Here is a 26179-nt window from a genome sequence, read left to right on the forward strand (position 1 = left end):
GTAAAACACTATTTCTCCCAGTTTTCCAGTTCCAGCCGAAGGACATCTAAAAGCTCCGCCTCCGGAACTTTTCTGATGATCTCGCCTTTTTTGATCAGCAGACCCACACCCTTGCCGCCCGCAATGCCGATATCCGCCTCTTTGGCCTCTCCCGGACCGTTGACCACACAGCCCATGACAGCTACCTTGATGTCCAGCGGGAACTTCTGCACCATGGTCTCCACCTGGTTTGCCAGTCCGATCAGATCGATCTGCGTCCTTCCGCAGGTCGGACAGGAAACCACCTCGATACCGCCTTTTCTCAGATTCAGTGTCTTTAAGATCCTCTTAGCGGACTTGATCTCCTCCACCGGGTCTCCGGTGAGGGATACACGGATGGTATCGCCGATTCCCTGGTATAAGATAATGCCTAGGCCCACAGCGGATTTGATATTGCCGGAATACAGGGTGCCTGCCTCTGTGATGCCCACATGAAGGGGATATGCTGTCTTCTCTGCCAGAAGTTCATGGGCTTTGACGCACATGAGGACATCTGAGGATTTTATGCTGATGACCAGGTTGTCATAGTCAAAGTCCTCTATGATTTTCACCTTGTCAAGCGCGCTCTCCACAAGTCCCTCCGCGGTCACGCCGTGATACTTTTCCACCAGCTCTTTTTCCAGGGAGCCAGAGTTGACGCCCACACGGATGGGGATATTCCTCTCCTTCGCTGTGTCCACCACTGCTTTTATCTTCTCAGGACCACCGATGTTTCCGGGATTGATACGAATTTTATCTGCCCCGTTCTCCATGGCCGCCACAGCCATTCTGTAGTCAAAATGAATGTCCGCTACCAGAGGGATATGAATCTGTTTCTTGATCTCCCCCAGCGCCTCTGCCGCCTCTTTCGTGGGAACCGTACAGCGAATGATCTCACACCCTGCCTCCTCAAGAGCATGGATCTGTGCCACTGTGGCTTTCACATCCTCTGTTTTCGTGTTAGTCATGGACTGGATTAGGATCGGATTGCCCCCGCCTATTTTTTTATCACCTATCTGTACCACTTTTGTATGGTCACGATACATTTCACTGCCTCCTGTATAAAAAGCGTGTTCAGGCTTTTCTGACCTAAACACGCCCGTTCTGCATTTACCGGTTAATCTCTAAAAGCTTATTCTTCAGTTCACTTTCCAGACGGTTCATCTCCACCTCAGCTTCCATACGCTTCTGATGGCCCTCTTTCTGGATGTTCATGATCTCATCAAAAGTGCTGATCAGAGACTCGTTTGTCTTCTTCAGCGTTTCAATATCCACAATGCCCCGCTCGGATTCCTTCGCGGCCTCGATGGTGGCCATCTTAAGTGTCTCCGCATTTTTCTGGAGAAGAGCGTTTGTCATATCGGTCACCTGTCTCTGTGCCCTTGCCGCCTCAGAGGAATGGGCAACGCCCAGTGCCAGAACCATCTGGCTCTTCCAAAGAGGAATGGTATTGACCAAAGTGGACTGGATCTTCTCTGCCATCAGGGTGTCATTGCCCTGTACCAGACGGATCTGGGGTGCTGTCTGGATGGAGATCATGCGGGTCAGTTCCAGGTCATGGATCTTCTTCTCAAATCTCTGGCACATGGAATCCAGGTCCTTGGCTGCCTGGGCATCCTCCGGAAGACCGCTTCTCTGGGCTTTCTCCATAAGCTGGGGAAGGTCTGTGCTGCGCACTTCCTGGAGTTTCTTTTTTCCGGCAAGAATGTACATGGAAAGCTCTTTAAAATAATTCAGGTTCAGGGCATACATCTTGTCCATGGTGGCAGCGTCCTTCATAAGCTGGATCTGGTGCTGCTCCAGGGTCTGTACGATCTTCGCAATATTTGTCTCCGCCTTGGCATATTTTGTCTTCATAGCTTCTATTTTATTGGAGCCGCGTTTGAACAGGCCGCGCAGTCCCTTTTCCTCCTCGGCTGCATCGAAGCTTTTGAGCTGTGTCACCACATCGCCCAGAAGATCTCCCACTTCACCCAGGTCCTTTGTCTTTACCTTTTCCAGAGCCTCCTCGGAAAAATCCGCCATCTTTTTCTGGGTTCCTGCCCCGTACTGCAGAATGGCTGCGGAATTGCGGATATCAATCTGTTTTGAAAAATCATCCACCATTTTCCGCTCCGCATCGGAGAGCACACTCTCGTCAAGCTGCGGTTCCACCGGCTCTTCCTTTTTTATTTCCACAACCGGCGCCGCCTCCTGGGGCGCGTCAAATGTCAGTGTGGGTGTTACCGTGAAATCTTTGAATTCGTCACTCATCTCTTACTCCTTCTTCGGTTCATTTCCATTCACAGCCCGGATCTCACTTATCCTGCTGAAAATCCTTGCCGCCTGTGAGGCCTTCCTGTGCCAGCATGGTCTTCAGGACCGAAATATCTGTGGCTACATCCCACGCCGTATCCCTGAAAAAGCTGTCCAGAAGATTCTCAAATGCTTCATTAATAGTGTCCAGTGTATTTTCAATTTCTTTCTTTGCCATTATGATGTTGTCGCCTTCCACATCCTGTTTGTCCAGCTCTTCATAGGCCTGCAGAAGCTTCACTGTGGTGGGCAGGTAATAATCCATGAATTTGTGCAGGTCATCGATCAGTTCCGGATGCTGTTCCACACGCTTGAAGATACGCTTGATCACATTTTCCAGATGATACATCTTGTTGGATATCTCCACGCCCGGGATGGCGTCATTGCTTTTTCTTATCTGCTCAATGTAGGCATTGCCCTCCTCTATGACCTGACGGGCCTCCTTGGACAAATTCTCATCGCTGTCTGTTTCTTTTTCCTGCCGGATTTCCTGCTCTTTTTCTTTCTGCTGGATCTCCGCCTGTCTCTTTGTCTCCAGATATTGTTTATAAGACTCATCACTGGTGATCAGGCAGGTGCCCGACTCATCCAGATGTCCCTCCAGAAACATATATTTCTTGATCATCCGCTTCAAATCCCTGCGGACAAATTTCTCCGGCTTTCTCACACCCTTTGCCAGCTCCGAGATCTCCGCATACGTCCTGCCGTTCAGGGTGTGTATGTAGGAACGGAAACGGTTTATTTTCTTTCTGAGCTTATTCCCGCAGATTCCCATAATTCCGCTGATGCCGATAGCCGGACCGAACACGGACAGAAAGATTCCCATCTTATCCGCCAGGGAACCGATGAACAGCGAACAGATTCCCAGCACCGTCAGCGTGACGCCGAACATGGCGAACAGCGCAAAACCCAGGGTGGTAAAGAGTATGCCCATGGCTCTCGGCCCGCTGGTATTAATATAGAGGGCAAATTTTTCCCTTGCCTCTTTTACCCGCTTTGTCTCGGGGTACCGGTATCTTGGTCTTGACTGAAACCCATCCGGGGAATAGGTCCTGTCATTCCACGAAGAGCTGCCTGTGTAAGTCCTGCGGGAGCCTGCCCCGCTGTTTGGTCTTCGGATCCTGTCCCGCCCGCCGCAGCACGAACCCTGGTTCATACTGTTTTTTGCCTGGTCCATGCCGCTTTTTGCCGCGTCTTTCACACTGTTGGCCACATTGCCCAGCGCATCCTCCAGCGTGGCTCCCAGGTCTCGGTTCAACCGGTTAAAATTTCCTGTATCCAGGGCATCCTGTACGATATCTTTAATATCCCTACCCAGATTATTCCAATCATTATTTGCCATCTTTTATCTCTCCAGTTTTGAATAAAACTATTAGCTATCAGACATACTTGTCCGTTTGATTACGATTATATATGAAATAAGAGAAAAAAGCAATGCGGCATCTCTTGCAATTCATACGTTAAAGTTTTATAATGATAAAAAATTATGATTACATACCGTATCTATCGGCAGAATGGAGGAACTACTATGGAAAAGAAGAACATTGACTGGTCTAATCTCGGATTTTCATACCTGAAAACCGACTACCGCTATGTTTCTAATTATAAGGACGGAGCCTGGGACGAGGGCGCAATGATCACAGATGACACAGTGACCATCAGCGAGTGCGCAGGTGTCCTGCAGTACGCACAGACGGTTTTTGAGGGACTGAAGGCCTACACAACGGAAGACGGACGCATCGTCACCTTCCGCCCTGACTTAAACGGTGAGCGCATGGAGAATTCTGCCCGCCGCCTGGAAATGCCTGTGTTCTCAAAAGAGCGCTTCATACAGGCAGTGAAGGAAACTGTAAAGGCAAATGCTGCCTATGTACCGCCCTACGGCTCAGGAGCCACACTGTATATCCGTCCCTATATGTTCGGAAGCAACCCGGTTATCGGCGTAAAACCAGCCGATGAATACCAGTTCCGTGTATTCACCACTCCTGTTGGCCCTTACTTCAAAGGCGGCGTAAAGCCTCTGACCATCCGCGTCAGCGATTTTGACCGTGCAGCACCAAACGGCACGGGCCATATCAAAGCAGGCCTGAATTACGCCATGAGCCTTCACGCCATCGTGGATGCCCACAACCAGGGCTTTGATGAAAATATGTATCTGGACCCGGGCACAAGAACCAAGGTGGAGGAGACAGGCGGCGCCAACTTCCTTTTTGTCACCAAAGACAACACCGTGGTAACACCAAAATCCAGCAGTATTCTGCCGTCCATCACCAGACGTTCCCTGATCTATGTTGCGGAACATTATCTGGGCCTGAAGGTTGAGGAGAGGGAGGTTCTCTTCGAGGAAGTAAAAGATTTCGCCGAGTGCGGTCTCTGCGGCACAGCTGCAGTTATCTCCCCGGTAGGAAAGATCGTTGACCACGGCAAAGAGATCATACTGCCGGCAGGCATGGAACAGATGGGCCCTGTAACCCAGAAACTGTATGACACACTCACAGGCATCCAGATGGGTAGACTGGAAGCTCCTGAGGGATGGATTCAGGTTATTGAATAATTATTGAATAAATCAGAGGCCTCCGGCGGGAATTTTTCCTCCGGAGGCCTGTTTTGTGTCCGCGGCAGAGCCGCAGGTATTATTTGCCGTTTTTCTTATATTTTACGAACTGGTATTCCAGGTCAAAATAGGTCTGCTCCTCGCTGGCCTCAGCTGCTGACCAGTCCTTTCTCTCATCCAGATTGGGGAACCAGGTATCTGCCTCATAGGCGAAGTCGATCTTCGTTACATAAGCGGTATCACAGTAGTCCAGCAGGGCGCTGTATACGCTGTCACCGCCGATGACATAAATCTCTTCGCTGTCATATTGTTTCAGTTCTTCCATAAGCGCATCCACACTGTGCACGATCACAGCGTCTTTTACCTTGTAATTTTCATCCCTTGTGAGCACAATGTTCGTGCGGTTTTTCAAGGGCTGTCCGCCCGGAAAGCTCTCCAGAGTCTTTCTTCCCATAACAACCACTTTGCCGGTGGTTGTGGTGCGGAAAAATTTCATGTCAGCCGGAATGCTCACAAGCAGACGGTTGTCTTTGCCGATTCCCCAGTTCTTATCTACAGCTACGATTATATTCATCTTGTCTCTCTCCTTTGTCATGCAGATTCTTGGACTGCCGCCTCAAACTGCTATGGGTATATTCCTGATCTGCGGCCCCGCCTGGTAATCCTCCACGATCAGATCCTTTGTGGTAAAGTCATAAAAATCCTTTATCTCCGGATTCAGGGTTACCTTTGGCGCCGCATAAGGTGTCCTGGAAATCAGTTCCCTGACAGCCGGCACGTGGCGGTCATAGATATGGGCATCCGCGATCACATGCACCAGTTCCCCGGGGATCATGTCATTTACCTGGGCCACCATCATAAGAAGGATGGAATACTGGCACACATTCCAGTTGTTTGCCGCCAGAACATCCTGGGAGCGCTGGTTCAAAACACCGTTCAGTACCAGCCTGTCCTCTGCCGCGTCCTTTGTCACATTATAAGTCATGCTGTAACAGCAGGGGTCCAGCGCACCGCTGTGCAGATATTCAAACTGGTACAGATTGGTCATGATCCTGCGGCTGTACGGGTTTTCTTTTAGCTGCCGCAGTACATAATCCATCTGGTCTGTCTCCTCCCCCTTGTAGATGAACTTCCTCCCCACCACATCGCCGTAACAGGTTCCGATGGAGCCGTCCGCATCCGCCCAGGCATCCCAGATATGGGAATTCAGGTCGTGGATGTTGTTGGACTTTTTCTGGTATATCCAGAGGATCTCATCCATGCAGCTTTTAAGAGCTGTCTTCCGCAGTGTCAGCGCGGGAAACTCTTTTCTCAAATCATAGCGGTTCACAACTCCGAAACGTTTGATCGTGTACGCGCTCTCCCCGGTATCCTCCCATTTTGGGCGGACCTTTTCGCCTTTTGTGTCCGTGCCGTTCTCCAGAATATCGCGGCACATATCCATAAAAATATGATCTGCCAGACTCATGCCTTGTCCTCGCTTTTCTATAATAGGTTTCTAATCATCTTTTGTCCTATACAGAATATCATTAATTATTGAAATTGACAATAGAAGAAAAACCGCCCGGATGCGGCTCTGCTGCCATGCATCCGGACGGTTCCTGTCCCGTTATTACTTAAACAGATTGCCAAACAGATCTTCAAACAATTTTTTTATCCATTGGTTGGAGGTTACAAAGATAATAAAGATCACAACCGGCAGTACAAACTTCACCAGCACTGACCAGGCGGAAACCAGTTTAAAGCTGATCTTTCCGTCATTCGTAACTTCCTTCTCTGCATTTTTCCTCTTCCATACCCATCCGATAAAGATACAGGCCAGAATCCCGCCAATCGGCAGAGATACATTGGACACCAGATAATCTCCCAGGTCAAAGAAGGTTCTTCCGGCAATCTTAATATCGCTCCAGATACCGAAGCTGAGCGCGCAGGGGATTCCCAGACAGGTGATGAGTGCCGCGGAAATGACGGATGCCTTTGCACGGCTTACCTTGAATGTGTTCACAGCAAAGGAGACCACTACCTCTAAAAACGCAATACTTGTGGAAACTGCGGCAAACAGCACCAGCACAAAGAACACCACCCCGAAAATCTTTCCGCCTGCCATCTCATCAAACACTGCAGGCAGTGTCTGGAACATAAGACTCGGTCCGCTCTCCGGTGAAAATCCAAATGCGAACACAGCAGGAAGAATGGCAAATCCCGCGATCATGGCCACCATGGTATCGAAAAACGCAATGCTTGCGGCACTCTTGGGAATATTCTGATTTTTCCCCAGATAGGCCCCGTATGTGATCGTGGCCCCTGTACCCAGTGACAGGGAGAAAAATACCTGTCCAAGTGCTGACAGGAAGGCTCCCGGCGTCAATTTTGAGAAATCCGGTTTCAGAAAGAATTTGATTCCCTCCCCGGCACCCGGAAGTGTACAGGAACGAATGACAATGACGATCAGGCAGACGATCAGAAGCGGCATCATGATCTTGCATGACTTCTCAATCCCCTTCTGGATTCCCATTACAACAATAGCCACTGTGATGACCATAAACACCAGATAATAGATGATCTGGCTGCCCGTATTGCTTGTAAACGATGTAAAAAAGGCTTCACTGCTCTTTGGCAGCCCTGTCACGGAGACAAAAATATACCGGATCACCCAGCCGCCCAGCACGGCGTAGTAAGAAAGGCCGATGAAGCTTGTGATCACCGCCAGAATACCCACACCGCCCCATTTGGAATTCAGGGCCTTATAGCTTCCGAAGGCGTCTTTTCCTCCGGCGCGGCCAATACTGATCTCGGCAATGATCAGCGGAATCCCCACCAGAAAGATGCAGATGAGGTACACAAGAACAAAGGCTCCGCCTCCGCTCTCCCCCACAAGCATGGGGAAACGCCATAAGTTTCCCATTCCCACAGCAGAACCCGCTGCTGCCATAATAAATCCGAAGCTGCCCGACCATTTGGGCGCTCCTCCTGTTTCCTGTGTCTGTTTACTCATAATCTCCTCCTTTTCCGGCAAAAAAAATCTCCCGTCCATAATTGACATACAATCAGGACGAGAGCATTATGCTTCGTGGTACCACCTTGATTCATCCGCGCCTCACGGCACAGACCTTTGCAAGTACGGGAAATCCAAACCACTCCATGGATATCCTTATACTCCGGCGCTGTAATGGGCGCTCCCATCGTAGCCTATACTTCTGTAGTCGGTACGCGGCTCCAAGACCATCTTCCATCCAGCCTGCTGCACTTCTTCCCACCGATCGAAGCTCTCTTTGCCAGTCTGCAGAATGTACTCTTCTTTTCTTTGCCTTTTTCTTTATATTTTAATAATAGTATAAAGCGGTTCTTTTTCCTTGTCAAACGGTTTTTGGGTAATCCAAGGGGGTTTTCTCTCCCGGTCCGCCTGTCCCCGGCACTTTACACATTTCCTGAAACGTGATATAGTCACCAGGAAGCAACCTATAACCTGATAAGACGAAAGAGGAACCCAACTTGAAGAAATTTTTCATATTGCTGCTGAAGCCCTTTTCTTTTCTGCCGGCACTTCTGGTGATGTACTTGATATTCTCCTTTTCCAGCCAGACGGGAACCGAATCGGGAAATCTCAGCTATAAAATAAGCCATAAGATCATAGTGACCGCAGATACTGTACTGGATAAAAATATGAGCGAAGAACAGATCGCCTATTACACGGACAAGATCCACACACCTGTCAGGAAGCTGGCGCACATGAGTGAATACTTTGTGCTGGCTGTCTGTGTCTCCTTCCCCCTGTACGTATACGGCCTGCGCGGGATTCTGCTGATCCTCTTTGCAGGATTCATCAGTGTGGGTTTTGCCTGTACAGATGAGTTCCACCAGTCCTTTGTGGCGGGCAGAGGCCCTTCCAAACGCGATGTGATGATAGACAGCATCGGCGCTTTTGCCGGCATCCTGCTGGTCCAGTTTGTCTGCTGGAATACCCTGCGCAGAAGCCGAAAGAAAAATCGTTAATGCAGATTCAGGGACACATCGCCGCAGGGGAGGATTTCCTCCTCTCCCTGCTCATTTTTAACAAGCAGCCTGCCGTCCGGCAGGATTTTTTCTGCCTCCACACTTCTGACCCGGGTCCCGTATGCCACCCGCACACGTCTGCCCGGCACGATATTCCTGGAAATATAAGCTTCCGGGATTCCCTCCTTCTCCGCCTCTTCGAGGAGATAATTGATAATACCTGCAGTCAGCAGGTTCCTGTCCACATACACATCATCCCCCAGTATGGCTCCGGCAACCTCTGAAAGCTCCCCGGGAAAACCGCCGGCCGGCATACGGAGATTCAGTCCTATTCCCACCACCACCAGCTCAATATCTCCTGTCTCAAAGTCTGTCACAGCCTCCGTAAGGATTCCGCATACCTTCCGCTCCCCCAGATACAGATCGTTGACCCACTTGATTCCCAGAGATACCCCGCAGACTTCCTCCACAGCGCGGCAGACAGCCACCGCAGCGGCGGCTGTCAGGGTCAGACTCTCCTGCGCTGTCCTTTTCGGCCGCATGAGTACGCTCAAATAAAGACCGCTGCCCGCCGGTGAGTAAAAGGTACGCCCCCGCCTGCCCTTTCCCTCAGTCTGAGCCTCCGCTGCCACAAAGGAGCCATGGGGCAGATTTTCCTCAATCCCCTTCTTTTTCAGATACTGGTTCGTGGAAGAGATTTCCTTTTCCACCTGCATAAACACATTCCGATGTTCCAGATGCATTTTCACTGCCTCCACGGACAGAATATCATTATCCGTCTCCAGGGCATACCCTCTGTTATTCACAGCCAGAATCCGGTATCCCTCCTGGCGCAGGTTTTTCATGGCTTTCCACACCGCTGTCCTGGAATATCCAAGCCTTGATGCCAGTTCCTCCCCTGAAAGGTATTCCCCTCTGTGACTCTCAAGCAGCTTCAAAAGCTCTGATTTTGTTGACATTTTCCCGCCTCCTATCCACTGATTTTGCACATTGGCGAAAAGCCAGACTCCCATCCGGGAATCTGGCTTTTCTTTCGTATCTTGTAACGATTCTATCTCTCCTCACGGAAATAGTTCACACCGCAGGACTGCGGCTGGGAATTCTCCTTTGAGGAACGGATGGAAGTGATGATCAGCACAAGTATTGTCATGAAGAACGGCACCATATCGAAAATGGAATCCGGTATCCTGATGACTGACTTCGGTACATAGTATTTCAACACGCTGAACGCACCGAAAACCAGTGCCGCGAAAATAGCCTTATTGGGATTCCAGGTGGCGAATATTACCAGCGCCACAGCGATCCATCCAAGACCGTTTACACAATTGCTGATCCATACACCGTTACAGATGATCATGGAACAGTACGCACCGCCAATCCCGCAGATGCCTCCGCCAAGCATCAGATTGATATATTTCAGCCTTGTGACGGGAAGGCCCGCGGCATCCGCAGCCGCCGGATTCTCCCCCACTGCCCGGATATTCAGTCCTGCCTTGGTCCTGTGCAGATAAATGCCGCACAGAATGGCAGCCACGATTCCGAGATACACAAAAATATTATAATTAAAGAACAGTTTTCCCAGTACCGGAATATCGGACAGCAGCGGAATCTCCACTTTGCCAAGGCTGTCTAAAATGCCGGACGGCAGTTTCAGAGAGGTGGCCCCTGACTTCTCCCGTACAAAATCACCGAAGAAGTTGCTCAGGCCGATACCGAAAATAGTAAGTGTCAATCCGGTAACATTCTGGTCTGCCATAAAGGTAACGGTGAGCACAGCGTAGATGAGTGCGCCCAGCATACCTGCCGCAAATGCGGCGATCAGTGCCAGAAGCAGATTATCTGTCTTATATCCCATCATGAAGCCTGCGCATGCACCGATGGACATCATGCCCTCCACGCCCAGATTCAGATGTCCTGACTTTTCATTGATGATCTCACCTAAGATCCCGAACAAAAGCGGAGTACCGGCAAGAACTGCCGCCACAAAAAAGTTAGTAAAAAAATTCATTACGCCTTTCCTCCCTTCTTACGGGTCACAAAACGGTATCTGACGAAAAATTCACATCCCAGCACGAAAAACAGGATGATCCCCTGCAGCACATCTGCCGAGTAGGCGGACAGCCCATAGGAGGACTGCATAACCGTACTTCCCTTTTCCAGCACACTGAACAGCAGGGAAACCACCAGGATTCCCACCGGATTAAGCTGGGCCAGCCATGCCACGATGATAGCTGTAAATCCCACGCCGCCTGCCACTGAAGTGGTAAGGGTCAGGTCCGAACCGCTGGCCTGTACCATGCCTGCGATACCACAGATGGCACCTGAAAATGCCATGGTGCGCAGCACGATCTTCTTATAGTTCATGCCCGCATACTGGGCTGTGGCGCGGCTCTCGCCTACCACGCTGATCTCGTAACCCTGTTTTGTGTATTTCAGATAGATATACACAATGACTACCAGAACAAGCCCGATCAGCCATCCCACATGCACGCCGAACAGCTTGTCAAGCTGCGCATTCTCCCCAAACCTGGCGATTTTAGGAAATCCCGAAGAGTTGGGGTCCTGCCACGGACCATCCCTTAAGAAGGAAATCAGATACAGCGCGATATAGTTCAGCATCAATGTGAAAAGTGTCTCATTGGTACCGAATTTTGCCTTGAAAAACGCGGGAATGATACCCCACAGAGCGCCTCCCAGCATACCTGCCAAAAACATGCAGATCATGAGAAGCCAATGAGGGAAATCCCAGCAGAACAGGGCAAAAAATGTGGCAAACACAGCGCCCATGATGATCTGCCCCTCAGCTCCGATATTCCAGAAACGCATCTTAAATGCCAGGGTAAGTCCCAGCGCCGGTATGAGCAGCGGCACCATAAGTTTGATTGTCGCCTGGAATGCCATGCTGCTTCTGAATGCACCTGATACAATGGTAGCATACACAGAAAACGGATTATATCCGATACAGAGGATAAAGAGGCCGCCGGCAACAATGGCAAGCAGTACTGAGGCCAGACGCAGCAGCCGAACCTGTTTTGCGGGGCGCTCTTTTCTCTTCTCAACACGAATCAGAGGCTCTTTCTTTCTTGTCTCATCCATCAGCCTTCACCCCTTCCCTTTTTGATCCTGTCATCATCAGTCCCAGTTCTTCCTTTGTAGTAACGGCAGCATCCACGATTCCGGTCACCTCTCCATGGCAGAGCACCATGATCCTGTCAGAGATTTCCAGAAGCACGTCCAGATCCTCACCGATAAACATAACGGCAACACCCTTTTTCTTCTGCTCATTCAGCAGGTCATAGATCGTGTAGGAAGAGTTAATATCCAGACCTCTGACCGGGTAAGCGGTGATCAGCACTGACGGCTCTGATTCGATTTCCCGCCCAAGCAGAACCTTCTGCACATTACCGCCCGAGAGCAGGCGCACAGGCGTCTCCACATTGGGGGTCATGATCTCCAGGCGTTCTACCAGCTCCTCAGCCAGTTTTTTGGCGGGCTTTCTGTCCACAAAGATGCCCTTTGCCTTGTCATAGGATTTCAGCAGCATGTTGTCCACCATACCCATGGACGCCACAAGCCCCATGCCCAGCCTGTCCTCAGGCACAAAGCCCAGGCTGATTCCCAGGTTGTTGATCTGCTTCGGCGTCTTGCCGATGATATTTTCTTTATTGTGCAGGACTGCACCTGTCTCCACAGGCACAAGACCCGCAATGGCCTCGCACAGCTCCTTCTGTCCGCTGCCGGCGATCCCTGCAACGCCCAGGATCTCTCCCGCCTTAATCTCAAAGGACAGATCCTTAAGTGCCATGGTCCCGTCCGCTTTCTTCACAGACAGATCCACCACTTTTAATCTGGTGTGCACATTCTCACATTTCGGCCGGTCTATCTCCAGGGTGACCGGACGGCCCACCATCAGCTCGGTGAGCTGCTTTTCATTGGTCTCGGCTGTGTTTACCGTGTCTATGCTTTTTCCTTTTCTGAGGATTGTCACCCGGTCGCTGATCTCCATAACCTCGTTCAGCTTGTGGGTGATAATGATAATGGCGCTTCCCTGCTCTTTCATTCTGCGCAGAATGGCAAAGAGCTTCTGGGTCTCCTGGGGCGTGAGCACTGCTGTAGGCTCGTCTAAGATTAAAATATCCGCATTTCTGTACAGTACCTTCAGAATTTCCACGGTCTGCTTCTCACTGACGGACATATTGTATATCTTCTTCTCCGGGTCAACCTCAAGACCGAATTTTTTGGTCAGCTCCAGGATTTTCTCTTTCAGCTCCCTGGGCTTGATCCTTTTTCCCTCTGCACCAATCACCACATTATCCATGGCTGAAAATACATCCACCAGCTTAAAATGCTGATGGATCATGCCGATTCCCAGCTTCTTGGCATCCATGGGGGAATTGATCACCACTTCCCTGCCATTTACATGGATGCTGCCCTCATCGGGGTGGTAAATGCCTGAAATCATATTCATCAATGTGGTTTTTCCGGACCCGTTCTCACCAAGAAGCGCTAAGATCTCTCCCCTTCTCACATCCAGGTCAATATGGTCGTTCGCCACAACACTGCCAAATGTCTTTGTGATACCTCTCAGCTCAATGGCATTCTCTACCTTGTCTAAAGCCAACTGTGTCACCTCTCGTTTCTTTCTGTTTTGGTAACGCATACACCATCCGTTACAATTTTAGACACAAACATACAGGATAATTGTATCATAAGAAAAGAGGGAATACAAAATGATTTTTCACATTTTGTATTCCCTCTTTGTATTTTTCACTAAACAAGAAATATGGATCAATCTACGATTACATTCTTATAATACCAGTTGATTCCTCCGGTAATGGTCGCATCATCCAGTGTGCCGCCTTCTGTTCCCACAGCTTTGCCGTCGTTGGTCTCCAGAACTCCGTCAAATACATTGAAGCCTTCTTCCATGATCTTTCTTCTGGCTTCTTCCACTTTCTCTTTTGTTCCCGGTGCGCACAGCTCCTCATTGATAGGAGTGATATCTACCAGACCGTCATCCATTCCGCCGAAGTAGATCTCCGGTGTCCAGGTTCCGTCAATGACTTTCTGCACTGCCTGTGTATAATATACGCCCCAGTTCCAGATAACAGAGGTAAGTGTAGCATCCGGAGCATCCTTGCTCATATCAGAATTGTATCCTACGCCCCATACGCCTGCGGATTCTGCCTCAGTCTGCGGGTTGGGTGTATCACAGTGCTGTCCGATCACGTCACAGCCCTCTGCGATCAGAGCTTTTGCCGCGTTGGTCTCCTCTGTGGGTGAGAACCAGCTGTTCGTTACTTTTACGTGGATCTCCGCGTCCGGGTTCACCTCTGCAACACCGATGGCAAATGCGTCGATACCGCCGGTAACCTCTGAGTTCTCAGAACCCATGGCTGCCACATAGCCAATCTTGTTGCTCTCTGTCTTCATACCTGCAACGATACCGGATAAATATCTTGCCTGGTAAATTCTTCCGAAGTAGTTGTTAAAGTTTGTATCATTGGACTTATATCCTGTGCCGTGAGAGAAGATCACATCCGGGAATTCCTGCGCAAGCTGCTCACAGGTGTCCATGTAGTTAAAGCTGGTGGCGAAAATGATCTGGCATCCGTCCTCGATACATTCCCTGATCGCCTGTTCTGTCATGGTTGGGTCTGTATCCGGGATATTGTTCTTACGGATGATCTGGCTGTCTTCCAGTCCCAGTTCCTTCTGCATCTCAACGATGCCCTGGTCATGTGTGTAAGTGTATCCGGAACCCTCTGCCGGATCGGAAATATGGATAACGCCCACCTTCAGGTCTTCTTTTGCAACCGGAGCGAATTTACCGCCGGCTTCCGTCTTGCTGTCGTCAGCAGCATCTTCTTTTTTGTCCGTATCATCCGCTTTTTCGGCGTCGTCCGCATTGGTATCTTCTTTGCTCGTATCTTCTGTCTTGGTTTCTTCCTTCTTGTCCTCAGCTCCCTGCTGCTGTCCGCAGCCTGCCAGCATGGCACCGACCATTGTCAGAGATAACACGATACCTAAAATTTTCTTCTTCATGCTCGTCCTCCTTTTATAACACCTGTACTTTCTTTTTATTTATGAGTACAAATTAACTATAACATTATATTTTTTGTTTTTCAACCGGCATATTGGAGATAATTTCAAAATAATCGCCTTATTTTTCCAGATATTGATAAATATTCCGATATACTGTCAGTTTATCTTTTTCATTTAAAATCTCATGGCGCATGCCCGGATAGAGCTTTCCCGTCACGTGGCGGTAGCCCACCTGCCTCATGTACTGAAGCTCTTTCACAAACTTTCTGCCGTTTCCGATACAGGGGTCCTCTTCGCCCCCCAGAAACAGAATGGGCAGCTGGGGATTCTGCAGCCTCCAGCCCTCTTTCCTGTAGGTTTCCTTCAGGAGCATCAAAAGCCCCTCAAACCCATCCGCCGTAAAAGTGAAACCGCACAGGGGTGATTCCTCATACGCCTTCACCACTTCCTCATCGGAACAGATCCAGGCAAACCGGCTCTTCTCCCCTGCAAAACGGCTGGCAAAGGTACCAAAGGACATGGTCTCTAAAAGTTTGCTGCGATAGCGGCCTCCTCTGTGCCTTTTCTGTGTTCTGGCTATGAGCAGGCCCAGATCCACTGCCGGATTCTCACATGGCGGCCCGGTAAGGATCAGTTTTTCCAGCTCATTGTCAAAATATTTCAGGTAATTCCTGGCTACCAGTGTGCCCATGCTGTGCCCCAGAAGATACACCGGAAGATCCGGAAATATCTCTTTGATCCATATGGTGATCTGATGAAGATCCTCCACCATGGCTTTATTTTTACCGCCGTAAAGATATCCCAGCTCCTCCCGGTTATGTACACTGCCGCCATGCCCGCGATGGTCATGGATCACACAGATGTATCCCCGTTCGGCCAGGTATTCCATAAACGGCAGATACCGCTCCTTGTTCTCGCTCATGCCGTGGGATATCTGTACCACACCTTTTGTCCCCTCATTTGGCACGACCCATAAGACGGACAGCCCCAGGCCGTCATATTCTGATTTCAGTACCGCTGTACCGTGTACCATGCAAAAACCCCCTTTTCTTCCAATATCTCCCGGTATCCAAAAACACAAAAGGCCGCCGCATGATTCCCGCGGCAGCCCCGTTACATATGCTTAGCTCTCTACAACTTCCAGTACGTCCATCGGACATGCTTTCGCACAGATACCGCAAGCGATACATTTGCTGCTTGTCGGTGAATCCTCTGCCTTCACCATTACATGGAAAGGACATGCCTCAACACATTTGCCGCATCCGGTACATTTTTTCTTGTTGATCATGTAAACGCCCTTTGCATTCTGTGTGATCGCACCTTCTGGACAGGCCTCTGCGCACTTTCCGCACTGTACGCAGACCATCGGTTTTGCATCGCCCTTTTTGTCAATGATCTGGATACAGGATTTGTCCGGGTCAAACTCCTTGTAAAAGCTTGTTGAACAGGCTCTTACACATTCCAGACATGCCATACACTTTGCGCCTTTTGTCACTTTCAGTTTTTTCATCTTGAATTCCTCCGCTTTTTTCCTGAAATTTTCGTATGCCCAAGAAGCATACACAAGCATATGCTTATGTGACAATTTTAACATTATATATTATGTTTCACAAGTGCATTTTACAAAAAAGGACATTCCCGCCCATGCGAAAACGTCCTTTTTGTCAGATTTCGTCAGAGGCTTTTCTCCTCCGCAAAATCTGTCCTGTCTATTTTGCTGCTTCGTTGTAAATGAGAGCCATCATTTCAAAATCTTCGTCTGTATTATTCTCCATGCTATGGCTCTGTCCCGGCTCAATGACACATACATCTCCGGGATGCACTTCTGTACGGCTGCCGTCATTGTCCACGAAAACTCCTGTTCCCTTCAGCACAAAATACGGCTCTGTGTTGCCCACATGCTGATGCATACCGATGGAGCTGTGCGGCTTTAACACTACTTTGGCATATAACTTGCCGTGTCCGTAAAGCTCTTCCTCCTTCAGGATATGATGGAATTCCACGGTGCCTTCTCCGCCCCGCACATTCTGCTGTTCCACTACATTTGTCTTTCTGACCACGATGTTGATCCCCTTTCTTCTGTCGTATAGCATCCATCCCTTATGACCGGGGGTGGATTTTCTGTTTATAAAAATGATTTGACGATAAAGAACACTGCGGGAACCAGAAATGCGGGAAGCATATTCATGGTTCTGAAATTCTTGATTCCCAGGATGCTGAGGCCTGAGCTGAAGATCAGGATACCTCCGATAATGGAAATCTCCGCCATGATCGCCGGACTCATGACACCGGCCAGCAGCAGTGCCAGGCAGTAGAAAAATCCCTGCCAGAAAAACAAGACAATGGCTGCCAGTGCGATACCGAATCCAAAGGTGGATGCCAGCACAGAGGATGTGACAAAATCCAGCATGGCATTGGTGAACAGGTAAGTATTGTCCCCTCTCAATGCGCTCTCCATGGGCCCCAGAATGGACAGGGTTCCCACGCAGAACAGTAATATCGCCGTGGATAAGCCCTGAGCCAGATTCCCATTGGAAAACCCGGTGACAAACTTCTTAAACTTGTCCTCCAGATGTATCTTCTCTCCGAGAAGCCCGCCAAGTGCCAGACTCACAATAAACAGAACCGGGTATTCACTCTGGGGCATGTACTTGACTATGGCATTGATTCCCAGCGCTGTGGCTGCCAGCCCCATGGCCTGCATCATGATCTCCTGATGCTCCTCCCGTATTCCTTTTTTCAATCTGCTGCCGATAAAGCTCCCTGTCAAAATCGTAGCGCAGTTTACCAGTGTTCCTATCATCTCTCGTATCCGCCTTTACAGTTTCAGGTATTGTTCCACATTCACAATAAATACTGTAGCGCCGCCCACATCAATGGTGACCGGCGGTGCGGAATATCCCAGCACCGGACCTTTTGTCCCGGCGGAATAAGTTGGATTGATGAGCATCTCTTTTCTTCTGGAACACTCTTCCTTGATGACCTGGAGCACCATTTCCACCTTGTCGTCCTCAGTTCCTATCATCAGCGTGGCATTTCCTTTTCTCAAAAATCCGCCTGTACTGGCAAGTTTTGTCACACTGATGCGTTCCTTATTCAGACGTTCTACCACGAATCCTTCATCTTCCTTGTGCACGATCGCAAAAATCATTTTCATAATGAAGCACCTCCTAATGCAGTGCTGCTCTCTGCCCCCGTCCGGTCTTATCACAGACCCCAGGCGCCGGTGGGCGTCTGACCAGCTTTTCGTCTATTATAGCATAAATTGAGCATAATGGAAAATTATTTTCTCCTTTCACAAAACATTCAAATTCCATTCACAATTCTTTTAATATTTCACCACAGTTTCATCACATTTGTGCTTTATTATTAGATACATAGAAAGGCAATCACCTTTATATAAAAATTTTCTTTTTCATACGCCGGGCTTTATAAAAAGCCCGGCCCTCCTTTTTTTACAGGGTAAATACCCCAGAAATATTTTTTAATTTTTTTCAAAAAACGTGTTGACATTTGACGAAAGATATAGTATATTATGTTTTGTCGTTAAGACATGCGCGAGTGGCTCAGTTGGTGGAGCGCGACCTTGCCAAGGTCGAGGCCGCGGGTTCGAGTCCCGTCTCGCGCTCTTTTTATTTCTTGAAAAGGACGGACATCTCAAAAAGATGTCCGTCCTTTTGCGTTCTGCATTTATCTATGCATAAACACTCCCCGCTTTTCTCACAAGTTCCTCCAGCAGCTCCTGCATCTTCCCAACCACCGGATGACTGCCCAGTCCATATTCTCCTGCCAGCCGTTCCATTCTTGGAAATGCCAGCCAGGTACTGCCCGTCTCATCCTCCCAGAGGGCAATCCTGAGCGGAAGTTCCAGGGAAATGCTCTGATCCTCCTGCATCAGCCCGGTTCCCACTTTTGGAGCACCAAAGACGACCACTGTGGTCGGCCGCAGGGACAGACCTGCCTCCTCTGCATTTTTCGCATGGTCAAATTCTGCAAATACCGGAATTTTCTTTTCTTCCAGAACGTTTTTCAATCGTCTGACCATATCCTTTACCGGAAACTGCCCTTCAAAGAGATACAATTTATTATCATCATAATTGGTGGACAGCAGATCTCCGAACGCCCCCGCAATTCTTCTTCCCAGATTCGTAAAGTCAATACCTTCCTTATTTGCCAGCAGCGTAACGCACACCAGTTCATCCGGATGGGTAAACCTGCTCAGGAAAGAAGAATACCCGGGAACAGAACCTTTGATATCCATCAGTCCTCTGTGCTTATAAAACTGCCAGCCTGCCACTCCCGGCACCTCTCTGCCGTCCGGCAGGTTCCACGGGGCGTAGACAAGCTTTCTGTGCTCAGGCTCATGGATCAGCACTCCTCCTGCCAGCCCGATATCCCAGAAGGAAATATCCTGCGCGGACGCCCAGACATCCCCCACGCCCCTGAGGGCTGAAGACGCTGCCCGCCCTGTCCTTCTGCCGAGTTCGTCATAACTTGCGGCCGGTTCTGTGGGGTCAATGTATGTCCCGTCTTTTTTAAACAACTGATGGATGTTCTCTGTCAGGGATACATCCTCATGCCTGAAGTTTTCCAGGTCCTCCGCAAATCCTGTCCTCTTCAGTCCAAGGAAATGGATCTGCCTTTCTGTCACAAAATCATGATATGTCTCACCGCTTACACGTTCCACGATCTCTGTCAGCATCAGGAAATTTGACGCACTCCATTCCACCTCTGTACCCGGAGTAAAATGCAGGGCTTCTTTGCTTATTAAATCAAGAACCTCTTTAAACTCCCATTCTCTGTAAATGTCAAATCCATCCGTCTGGCAGTCAGGCAGACCCGACGCATGGCGGAGCATCTGCAGAATCTCAATATCATACCATTCCTCCGGTACCTCCGGTATATGATCACCCAGTTTATCTTCCAGCCCCAGTTTTCCATCCTCAAAAAGCTGCATGACTGCCACAGCCGCAAACGCCTGGGAAATGGGGCCTGCCGGCCACATTGTATTGGCTGAAGCCAGCCTTCTCTCACCTGTATCTGACAACCCATACCCCACTACTCTCGGAATATAGGGGGCCTGAACAATTGCCAGGGTAAGTCCCGGAATCCCCTTTTCCTTCATAAACTCCCATATCATGGAATCTACGCTCTGCCCAAGATATGATACATCTGCACTACCTCTCATTTTCATAACTTCGTGTTCTTTCGTATTCATAACTGCTCCTTTCTGAGCCCATGACTCAGAATATAAATCCTCATCACGCTACTGTAATTTTTTTTGTTACTCTTATACTGTAACTATATCAGTTACACTTTCACTTGTCAAGAAACATTTACCGATTGACCGGAACTTTTCACCATTTTATGATAAAAGAAAATACTTTCGCTCAAAAAGGAACAAGTGCCCTCCAATCAAAGTATAAAAAACAGGAGGAGAAAACCTGATATACAGATTTTCTCCCCCGTATGGTTTAAAGCTTATTCCTTGTAAATAATTACTTTGTGATACTTTCGGCCTTGCAGGTGGAGATAAAGGTCGGATCACTGTTATTGGCGCCGACAAGAACCACTACGCCATATTCGTTTCTCAGCACACTGCCCTGTCCGACGGTCTGACCGCCTGCCTTGACAGCGGCTCCTGTTGTACCCACCGGCAGATAAGAACGGACAGCAGCCTCACAGTTTGCGCAGCAGCCTGTAGGTGCCGGAGCAGGTGCCGGAAGATACGTGATTCCGTTATTATAGGCAGCACTGGTGATTCTGACGGCTGCGATTCTGCAGATTGATACCGCCTCCTGTGCTGCGCCCTGGCTGTTTACTATCTGGAAAAGACCGGCATTTGGATTTGTGTTCGGGGCAGGAAGAAGGCTTCCCGGACGGCCGCTCACATTGTTGCCGCTTTCCATGGATATCACAAGATTTTCTGTTGGATAAAGCGTGATGATCTGCTGAAGGAGGTTTCTCATCTGCGCAACACATGCACAACATGCCGTATCTCCTGCAGGACCTGTCGCGCCTGTAGCTCCGGTATTCCCTGTGGCTCCGGTGGCCCCGGTAGCGCCGGTTGCTCCTGTAGCTCCCATTACCCCATTGGCTCCGGTCGGGCCGGTTGCTCCTGTCGGACCCGTAGCTCCGTTGGCCCCGGTAGCTCCTGTGGCTCCCATAGGTCCTGGTGCTCCGGTGGCTCCTGTATTTCCGGTGGCTCCGGTGGCTCCCGCTGCTCCATTCATACCTGTAGGCCCTGTGGCTCCGGTCGGACCGGTTGGGCCTGCAGCTCCGGTAGCTCCGACGGCTCCATTGGCTCCGGTGGGACCCGTAGGGCCTGCGGCACCTGTCGGGCCGGTTGCTCCATTGGCTCCTGTATCACCTTTTGCTCCCATTGGCCCAGTGGGGCCTGTGGCCCCGGCTGCCCCTGTGGCTCCGGTTGGGCCGGTTGCTCCGTTGGCTCCTGTATTTCCCGTAGCTCCGGTGGCTCCCGCGACTCCATTGGCTCCGGTGGGACCCGTAGGGCCTATGAGCCCGGTCGGCCCCGTTGGACCGGCAGCTCCGGTCGGACCCGTAGCTCCGGTGGGACCTGTCGGACCTGTGGGACCTGTGGGACCGGCAGCGCCTTCCGAACCTGTTGCACCTGTAGCCCCGGTAACTCCTGCCGCTCCTGCTGCTCCGGTCGGACCTGTGGGACCAGCCGGAATCGTATAGAACAACTCAGCGCCATCCGGTGTAAACGTTTCATCAACAGACGCCTCTGTGCCGGGTTCTCCCGTCACTGTACCTGCCACGGTAATCACAGGCGTCTTTCCTGCAGGCCCTGTGGCCCCCGTTACACCTGCAATTCCAGGGGCTCCGGTTGGGCCTGTGGCACCACGCATTCCGTTAGCGCCTGTAGCTCCGCTTGGCCCTGTAGGTCCTGTGGCTCCCCGCATTCCCGGAACTCCCGCAGCACCGGTAGCACCTCTTGGGCCGATAGGCCCTCTCGGACCTATAGGCCCCATGGGTCCCATGGGACCTGTAGGCCCCGGGCAGCAGCATCTTCTCTCATGACAAACCGGACAACATCTTGTGTCCTGGCATCCTGCTGCATGCACATCATTATTTCTCTCTGCCGCAGCACTCTCTTCTTTTCCATATCTACAATTATCTTTCATATTATCACATCCATTTCTATTAGCAGTTCAAGACTGCTAATACATTGTATGTTGCTGTCCAATGGATGTTAAGAATTTTGGGAATTTATGTTTTTTCCACGAAAGTATTCCCTATTGTATAAGTAAGCCGCGGAATCCGGTTTATATTTCCCGCCCCTCTCGTTATATGCCTCCGCCTCCGCGTATCTTCCCAGTTTATCACAGCAGACACAGAGCTGCATTGCCGGAATATACCCATAGCAGTCTGGGAGGACAAAACCCCCTCTTTCGATATCCGGCCTGCATTCAAGAGCTGTTTTATACCAGAAGACAGCCGTTTCGTACTGATCCTCTTCCATAAAATGCTTCCCGATGTCACAGCAGATCTCTGCTCTCGGCACATCATATTCCAGGCTCCTTAAGAGCGCCTGCAGAGATGCTGCCCTGTTTCCTTCTTTTTCATAACACTGCGCCATGACCTGGCATGCCTCTATCTTATTTTCCAGCCAGGCATCCGGCTGCCTTAAAAAGCTGCCGAATGCCTCGACAGCTTCCCCGTAAGCCCCATGGTAATATAGTTCCCGGGCATAATAATAGAGTTCTCTTGCATTCAGGACCTTCCCCTGTGCCAGCATCTTCTTATATATATTGAGGTTCCTGTCCGGGTCCCCTGCACCGATCTTTTTATGTGAAACAGCAGCCTCTGAGTATACAATATTTCCGCCGGGCGTTATGACCTCATGTACTGCGCCCTGCCATAAAAATCCACGTCCGTTCCGAATCAGACGCTCTCTGTAATACCAGAATACTGCATTTCCTTTCTCATCAAATGCCGTATGATACCGCATCATCACAATATCCGTGTCCAAAGACAATTCACGTTTCATTGTCAAAAAAGCCATTCTGTCCTTCTCGAGCAGCACATCATCCGCGTCCATCCACATACAGTATTCCATAGATGCTTTGGAAAAAGAAAAGTTCCTGGCAGCCGAAAAATCATCTGTCCATTCAAATGTAAATACTTTGTCAGTATACCGTCCTGCAATCTCCTTTGTCCTGTCCTTTGATCCTGTATCCACAATGATCATTTCATCCACCAGGTCTTTCATCCCTGAAAGACAGCGATCCAGAACCTCCTCCTCATCCTTAACGATCATACATAAACTCACAGTTATCATGCATTCCCTCTTCCTTCACACGCATGTCTCATTACACAATATGCCGCGGCGCGCATAATTGTACGTGAATTCAGAAAAAAAGGACGTGACTCTTCATCACGTCCTTAAAATAGCACTCAATATATACTGGCTGTTGGGGAAATTCTTATGTGTGATATCCTCCAGGCGTATCAAATCCACGTCCAGCCACAATTCTTCTGCAACGATCATAAGATGAGAAAACATGATACCAAAATTAAACTCCTCATACCTGCCCAGGTGATTCATATTATGCTTCTTGGCAAATACGTGAATTCTGTTATCGTAAACCACAAACCGCCATGGCTGGCTGTTCATACTGGACGGCGCCAGGCGTGCGGAATCCAGAAGCTGCTTCATCCACTGTCTCGGAACCTCCTTGTACACACAAAGCTCCTGCAGATCCATGCGCTTTGCTTCCACAGCCTTTCTTGTATGGCTGCCCCGGCTGTATCCGAAAGCCATGAGAATCACAAATTTCAGATTCCCCTTGTGAGGGTTTCCTGCCTTTGGCTTCACACCGCTTAAAAAACATGTCCCCAGCCCTTTTGCACACATAAAGAGCGCAAGCTGCTCCATAATATATCCCGCGTTCATCATAGCGCGGTCTTTATCCTCTGAGTAAAAGGCAATGTAATAAGGTGCCTTCGCTCCCAGCAGATGTATTCTTTTATTTTGTCCCTTAGTATTATCTATAATAGAAATCTCCGTATGGATACCCGGATTCAACCCTTCAATCTGGCTGTAATACTCTCTGATCTCACTCAGCAGAGCCGCCTTTACCGGTTCCATCTCATAGCTTCGGACAGATTTTCTTGAAAATATCGCTTCGTATAAGTTCATACTCTCACCTTTTAATTTTTCCGTAACAATATTGTAACATATAATCGGGGAATTGCAATGCCTAAATGGATGGTTTTTCAAATTCTTTTGTATTTTTTTAAAAACCTATTGACAAAGTACCTGTAAATGCGTATTATTGTATTAAGCAATTAGTACAGTAATACAGGAGGTGTTACATTATATGTCGTGGAAACTGAATCCTGATCGGCCTGTCTATGTACAGCTGATCGAGCGTATCACAACAGATATCATCGCTGGCATCTATCCGCCGGGAAGCAAACTTCCATCTGTGCGGGATTTGGCGCAGACAGCAGGCGTCAATCCCAACACTATGCAGAAAGCCCTGTCAGAGATGGAGCGTACCAATCTGGTGTACAGCCAGAGAACCAGCGGAAGATTCATTACGGAGGACCTTAGTATGATAGATGATCTGAAAACAGAACTTGCATCTGAACAAATCAAGGAGTTTCTTGAAAAAATGGAAAAAATAGACCTGTCTAAAGAGGACATCATAGGGCTGATCAATAAAGTGAGCGAGGAGGAGAAAAAATGAGTACGATTCTGGACTGCCGGGGCCTGACAAAACGTTATGGCAATAAACTGGCACTTGACCACATCGACTTATCACTGGACCGTGGTAAGATCATCGGTCTGCTGGGCCCAAACGGCAGCGGCAAGACCACATTAATCAAACTGCTGAACGGCCTTTTGGTTCCCACTGAGGGAGAGATCTTTGTTGACGGCAAGGCACCCGGTGTGGAGACAAAGAGGATTGTATCCTATCTGCCGGAACGCACCTATCTGAACCGCTGGATGCGGGTTTCAGATCTTATATCCTATTTCTGTGACTTTTATGAAGACTTCGACAGGTCACGGGCCTATGACATGCTGCAGAAGCTGAATATCAACCCCAACGACCGTCTAAGCACCATGTCAAAGGGTACAAAGGAAAAAGTACAGCTCATTCTGGTCATGAGCCGCAGAGCCAGTCTGTACTGCCTGGATGAACCGATTGCAGGTGTTGACCCTGCTGCCAGGGATTATATCCTTTCCACGATCATCAACAACTATGATGAAAATGCTACCATCCTCATTTCCACCCATTTGATCTCAGATGTGGAAAACATTCTGGATGATGTGATTTTTATTCAGAACGGGCATATCCGCATGCAGGACAGCGTGGACAATATCCGCATGGCCAAAGGAGTATCTGTGGACAGTCTGTTCCGGGAGGTGTTCAAATGTTAAAGAAACTATTCAAATATGAGTGGAAATCTGTTTCCACACTACTATTAATTGTACACGGAGCGCTTTTAGTTTATGCACTCATCGGGCGCATTGGATATCAAATTTATTTTTCAAAATTTCTTTCTGACTCATCCAATACCGTTATGGGCATGACAACCATGTTTTATGTGGTCGTCTACGTATTCGGGATCATGGCAGTCCTGCTTATGACCATGCTGTATCTGGCAATACACATACAGAAAAGTTTCTTTTCAGATGAAGGCTACCTGACGCACACGCTTCCGGTATCTCCCACACAGCTTTTGTTGTCCAAAATATTTATTTACTGGGTATGGACAATACTTGACCTGATCTTTGTTGCTGCATCCATTGCCATCCTTCTGGTGAACAAAGAGACCTGGCCCGCCATCGTTTACGGATTCCGGGAGATGTGGCACACACTGACCTCCCTGAGCGGACTGTCGGATATCCTGAACAATATTGTATATCTGCTGTCCCTCTGTATAGAATTTTTCATCTTCTCCACAGGGCTTTTGATCTTCGCTGTCTGCCTCGGAAGCCAGTTCAAGACCCACAAAGTTATGGGGTCCGTGTTATCTTTCTTTGGTATTATAATTTTATGCAATATCGTAGACCTTATTATTACAAGTATTACCCTTCCGGGCGGAGTCGGAACCGTAATGATGATCACACGTGCCGGTGAAAGAGTCACTAATTATTCCTATATCATAGAAACCCTCTGGTATCTGGCAGCCGGTATTTTCTTCTTCTTTGGAAGCAGATATATCTTGTCAAAAAGACTGAACCTGGAGTAGAATAAAGACATATGATCACACTTTTATAATCAAAAGGGGGAAATG

At 49.2% G+C, this 26179-nt stretch carries 25 protein-coding genes and 1 tRNA gene; 6 read left to right on the plus strand and 20 right to left on the minus strand.

Annotated features, from left to right (window positions below; translation table 11 throughout):
* Nucleotides 1-8: 8 nt before the first annotated feature.
* The 3 genes from ispG to MUB35_RS06800 form a co-directional block, all read right to left on the minus strand.
* Nucleotides 9-1064, minus strand: a complete 1056-nt coding sequence (gene ispG, locus MUB35_RS06790; RefSeq protein ID WP_103731263.1) for a flavodoxin-dependent (E)-4-hydroxy-3-methylbut-2-enyl-diphosphate synthase — start codon at nt 1062-1064, stop codon at nt 9-11.
* A 64-nt stretch (nt 1065-1128) separates the two neighbouring features.
* Nucleotides 1129-2271 carry a toxic anion resistance protein gene (locus MUB35_RS06795; RefSeq protein WP_103731264.1) on the minus strand — a complete coding sequence of 381 codons (1143 nt, stop codon included), beginning with the start codon at nt 2269-2271 and terminating at the stop codon, nt 1129-1131.
* Between the two features lie 43 nt (nt 2272-2314).
* Nucleotides 2315-3655, minus strand: coding sequence for a 5-bromo-4-chloroindolyl phosphate hydrolysis family protein (locus MUB35_RS06800; RefSeq protein WP_103731265.1), 1341 nt, complete (start codon nt 3653-3655; stop codon nt 2315-2317).
* Nucleotides 3656-3841: 186 nt separating this feature from the next.
* On the opposite strand from MUB35_RS06800, the gene MUB35_RS06805 reads away from it, so the two are divergent.
* Nucleotides 3842-4867: a branched-chain amino acid aminotransferase gene (locus MUB35_RS06805; protein WP_033141064.1), complete on the plus strand. Its 1026-nt coding sequence runs from the start codon at nt 3842-3844 to the stop codon at nt 4865-4867.
* 79 nt (nt 4868-4946) lie between these two features.
* Here the strand turns inward: MUB35_RS06805 and MUB35_RS06810 are convergent, their stop codons facing one another.
* The 3 genes from MUB35_RS06810 to MUB35_RS06820 all read right to left on the minus strand — a co-directional run bounded on the left by MUB35_RS06810 (nt 4947) and on the right by MUB35_RS06820 (nt 7862).
* On the minus strand, nt 4947-5441 hold the full coding sequence (locus tag MUB35_RS06810; protein WP_227242539.1) for a dihydrofolate reductase: 495 nt from the start codon (nt 5439-5441) through the stop codon (nt 4947-4949).
* A 42-nt stretch (nt 5442-5483) separates the two neighbouring features.
* The gene (gene thyA, locus MUB35_RS06815) at nt 5484-6335 is read right to left on the minus strand and encodes a thymidylate synthase (protein WP_033141062.1); all 852 of its coding nucleotides are present in this window, start codon (nt 6333-6335) and stop codon (nt 5484-5486) included.
* Between the two features lie 144 nt (nt 6336-6479).
* Entirely contained in the window at nt 6480-7862 is a 1383-nt protein-coding gene (locus MUB35_RS06820; protein ID WP_033141110.1) for a sodium-dependent transporter, read from the minus strand.
* Nucleotides 7863-8359: 497 nt separating this feature from the next.
* Between MUB35_RS06820 and MUB35_RS06825 the strand changes: the two genes are divergently transcribed.
* Nucleotides 8360-8860, plus strand: coding sequence for a VanZ family protein (locus MUB35_RS06825; protein ID WP_033141061.1), 501 nt, complete (start codon nt 8360-8362; stop codon nt 8858-8860).
* Here MUB35_RS06825 and MUB35_RS06830 read toward each other — a convergent pair.
* The 10 genes from MUB35_RS06830 to MUB35_RS06875 all read right to left on the minus strand — a co-directional run bounded on the left by MUB35_RS06830 (nt 8857) and on the right by MUB35_RS06875 (nt 18062).
* Nucleotides 8857-9819 carry a biotin--[acetyl-CoA-carboxylase] ligase gene (locus MUB35_RS06830; RefSeq protein WP_033141060.1) on the minus strand — a complete coding sequence of 321 codons (963 nt, stop codon included), beginning with the start codon at nt 9817-9819 and terminating at the stop codon, nt 8857-8859. The two genes, MUB35_RS06825 and MUB35_RS06830, sit on opposite strands and share 4 nt — an antisense overlap.
* Nucleotides 9820-9911: 92 nt before the next feature.
* Nucleotides 9912-10868 carry an ABC transporter permease gene (locus MUB35_RS06835; protein ID WP_033141059.1) on the minus strand — a complete coding sequence of 319 codons (957 nt, stop codon included), beginning with the start codon at nt 10866-10868 and terminating at the stop codon, nt 9912-9914.
* Nucleotides 10868-11956 (minus strand): ABC transporter permease, encoded by a 1089-nt coding sequence (locus MUB35_RS06840; RefSeq protein WP_033141058.1) that lies wholly within the window; start codon nt 11954-11956, stop codon nt 10868-10870. The genes MUB35_RS06835 and MUB35_RS06840 overlap by 1 nt, the downstream gene beginning before the upstream one ends.
* A complete protein-coding gene (locus MUB35_RS06845; RefSeq protein WP_052099403.1) occupies nt 11949-13520 on the minus strand; it encodes an ABC transporter ATP-binding protein in 1572 nt (523 codons plus the stop codon). The genes MUB35_RS06840 and MUB35_RS06845 overlap by 8 nt, the downstream gene beginning before the upstream one ends.
* Nucleotides 13521-13648: 128 nt before the next feature.
* Nucleotides 13649-14905: a BMP family ABC transporter substrate-binding protein gene (locus tag MUB35_RS06850; RefSeq protein ID WP_033141056.1), complete on the minus strand. Its 1257-nt coding sequence runs from the start codon at nt 14903-14905 to the stop codon at nt 13649-13651.
* 118 nt (nt 14906-15023) lie between these two features.
* Nucleotides 15024-15938 carry an alpha/beta fold hydrolase gene (locus tag MUB35_RS06855; protein WP_033141055.1) on the minus strand — a complete coding sequence of 305 codons (915 nt, stop codon included), beginning with the start codon at nt 15936-15938 and terminating at the stop codon, nt 15024-15026.
* Nucleotides 15939-16028: 90 nt separating this feature from the next.
* Complete coding sequence (locus MUB35_RS06860; protein WP_033141054.1) at nt 16029-16415, minus strand: 4Fe-4S binding protein; 387 nt, start codon at nt 16413-16415, stop codon at nt 16029-16031.
* Nucleotides 16416-16614: 199 nt separating this feature from the next.
* On the minus strand, nt 16615-16965 hold the full coding sequence (locus MUB35_RS06865; protein ID WP_033141053.1) for a cupin domain-containing protein: 351 nt from the start codon (nt 16963-16965) through the stop codon (nt 16615-16617).
* 65 nt (nt 16966-17030) lie between these two features.
* Complete coding sequence (locus tag MUB35_RS06870; protein WP_033141052.1) at nt 17031-17708, minus strand: DUF554 domain-containing protein; 678 nt, start codon at nt 17706-17708, stop codon at nt 17031-17033.
* Nucleotides 17709-17723: 15 nt separating this feature from the next.
* Nucleotides 17724-18062, minus strand: coding sequence for a cyclic-di-AMP receptor (locus MUB35_RS06875; protein ID WP_018596100.1), 339 nt, complete (start codon nt 18060-18062; stop codon nt 17724-17726).
* Between the two features lie 398 nt (nt 18063-18460).
* Here MUB35_RS06875 and MUB35_RS06880 point away from each other — a divergent pair.
* Nucleotides 18461-18533: transfer RNA gene (locus MUB35_RS06880), tRNA-Gly, on the plus strand.
* Nucleotides 18534-18599: 66 nt separating this feature from the next.
* On the opposite strand, the gene MUB35_RS06885 is transcribed toward MUB35_RS06880, so the two are convergent.
* From MUB35_RS06885 to MUB35_RS06900, 4 genes are all read right to left on the minus strand, one after another.
* Nucleotides 18600-20123 (minus strand): serine hydrolase, encoded by a 1524-nt coding sequence (locus tag MUB35_RS06885; RefSeq protein WP_033141051.1) that lies wholly within the window; start codon nt 20121-20123, stop codon nt 18600-18602.
* Nucleotides 20124-20403: 280 nt separating this feature from the next.
* Nucleotides 20404-22053 (minus strand): collagen-like protein, encoded by a 1650-nt coding sequence (locus tag MUB35_RS06890; protein WP_081960285.1) that lies wholly within the window; start codon nt 22051-22053, stop codon nt 20404-20406.
* 68 nt (nt 22054-22121) lie between these two features.
* Nucleotides 22122-23210 carry a tetratricopeptide repeat-containing glycosyltransferase family 2 protein gene (locus MUB35_RS06895; protein WP_033141050.1) on the minus strand — a complete coding sequence of 363 codons (1089 nt, stop codon included), beginning with the start codon at nt 23208-23210 and terminating at the stop codon, nt 22122-22124.
* Between the two features lie 96 nt (nt 23211-23306).
* Nucleotides 23307-24071, minus strand: a complete 765-nt coding sequence (locus MUB35_RS06900) for a nitroreductase family protein (RefSeq protein WP_033141049.1) — start codon at nt 24069-24071, stop codon at nt 23307-23309.
* Nucleotides 24072-24252: 181 nt separating this feature from the next.
* Between MUB35_RS06900 and MUB35_RS06905 the strand changes: the two genes are divergently transcribed.
* From MUB35_RS06905 to MUB35_RS06915, 3 genes are read left to right on the plus strand one after another with little or no spacing between them, the layout of a single operon-like run.
* Nucleotides 24253-24624, plus strand: a complete 372-nt coding sequence (locus tag MUB35_RS06905; protein WP_244805949.1) for a GntR family transcriptional regulator — start codon at nt 24253-24255, stop codon at nt 24622-24624.
* Entirely contained in the window at nt 24621-25319 is a 699-nt protein-coding gene (locus MUB35_RS06910) for an ABC transporter ATP-binding protein (protein WP_033141047.1), read from the plus strand. Before MUB35_RS06905 ends, MUB35_RS06910 begins: the two co-directional genes overlap by 4 nt.
* The gene (locus MUB35_RS06915; protein ID WP_033141046.1) at nt 25313-26134 is read left to right on the plus strand and encodes a hypothetical protein; all 822 of its coding nucleotides are present in this window, start codon (nt 25313-25315) and stop codon (nt 26132-26134) included. The genes MUB35_RS06910 and MUB35_RS06915 overlap by 7 nt, the downstream gene beginning before the upstream one ends.
* Nucleotides 26135-26179 lie beyond the last annotated feature (45 nt).

This window comes from Blautia sp. NSJ-175, from assembly GCF_022867815.1.
In the GTDB taxonomy this organism is placed as follows: Bacteria; Bacillota; Clostridia; order Lachnospirales; family Lachnospiraceae; genus Blautia; species Blautia celeris.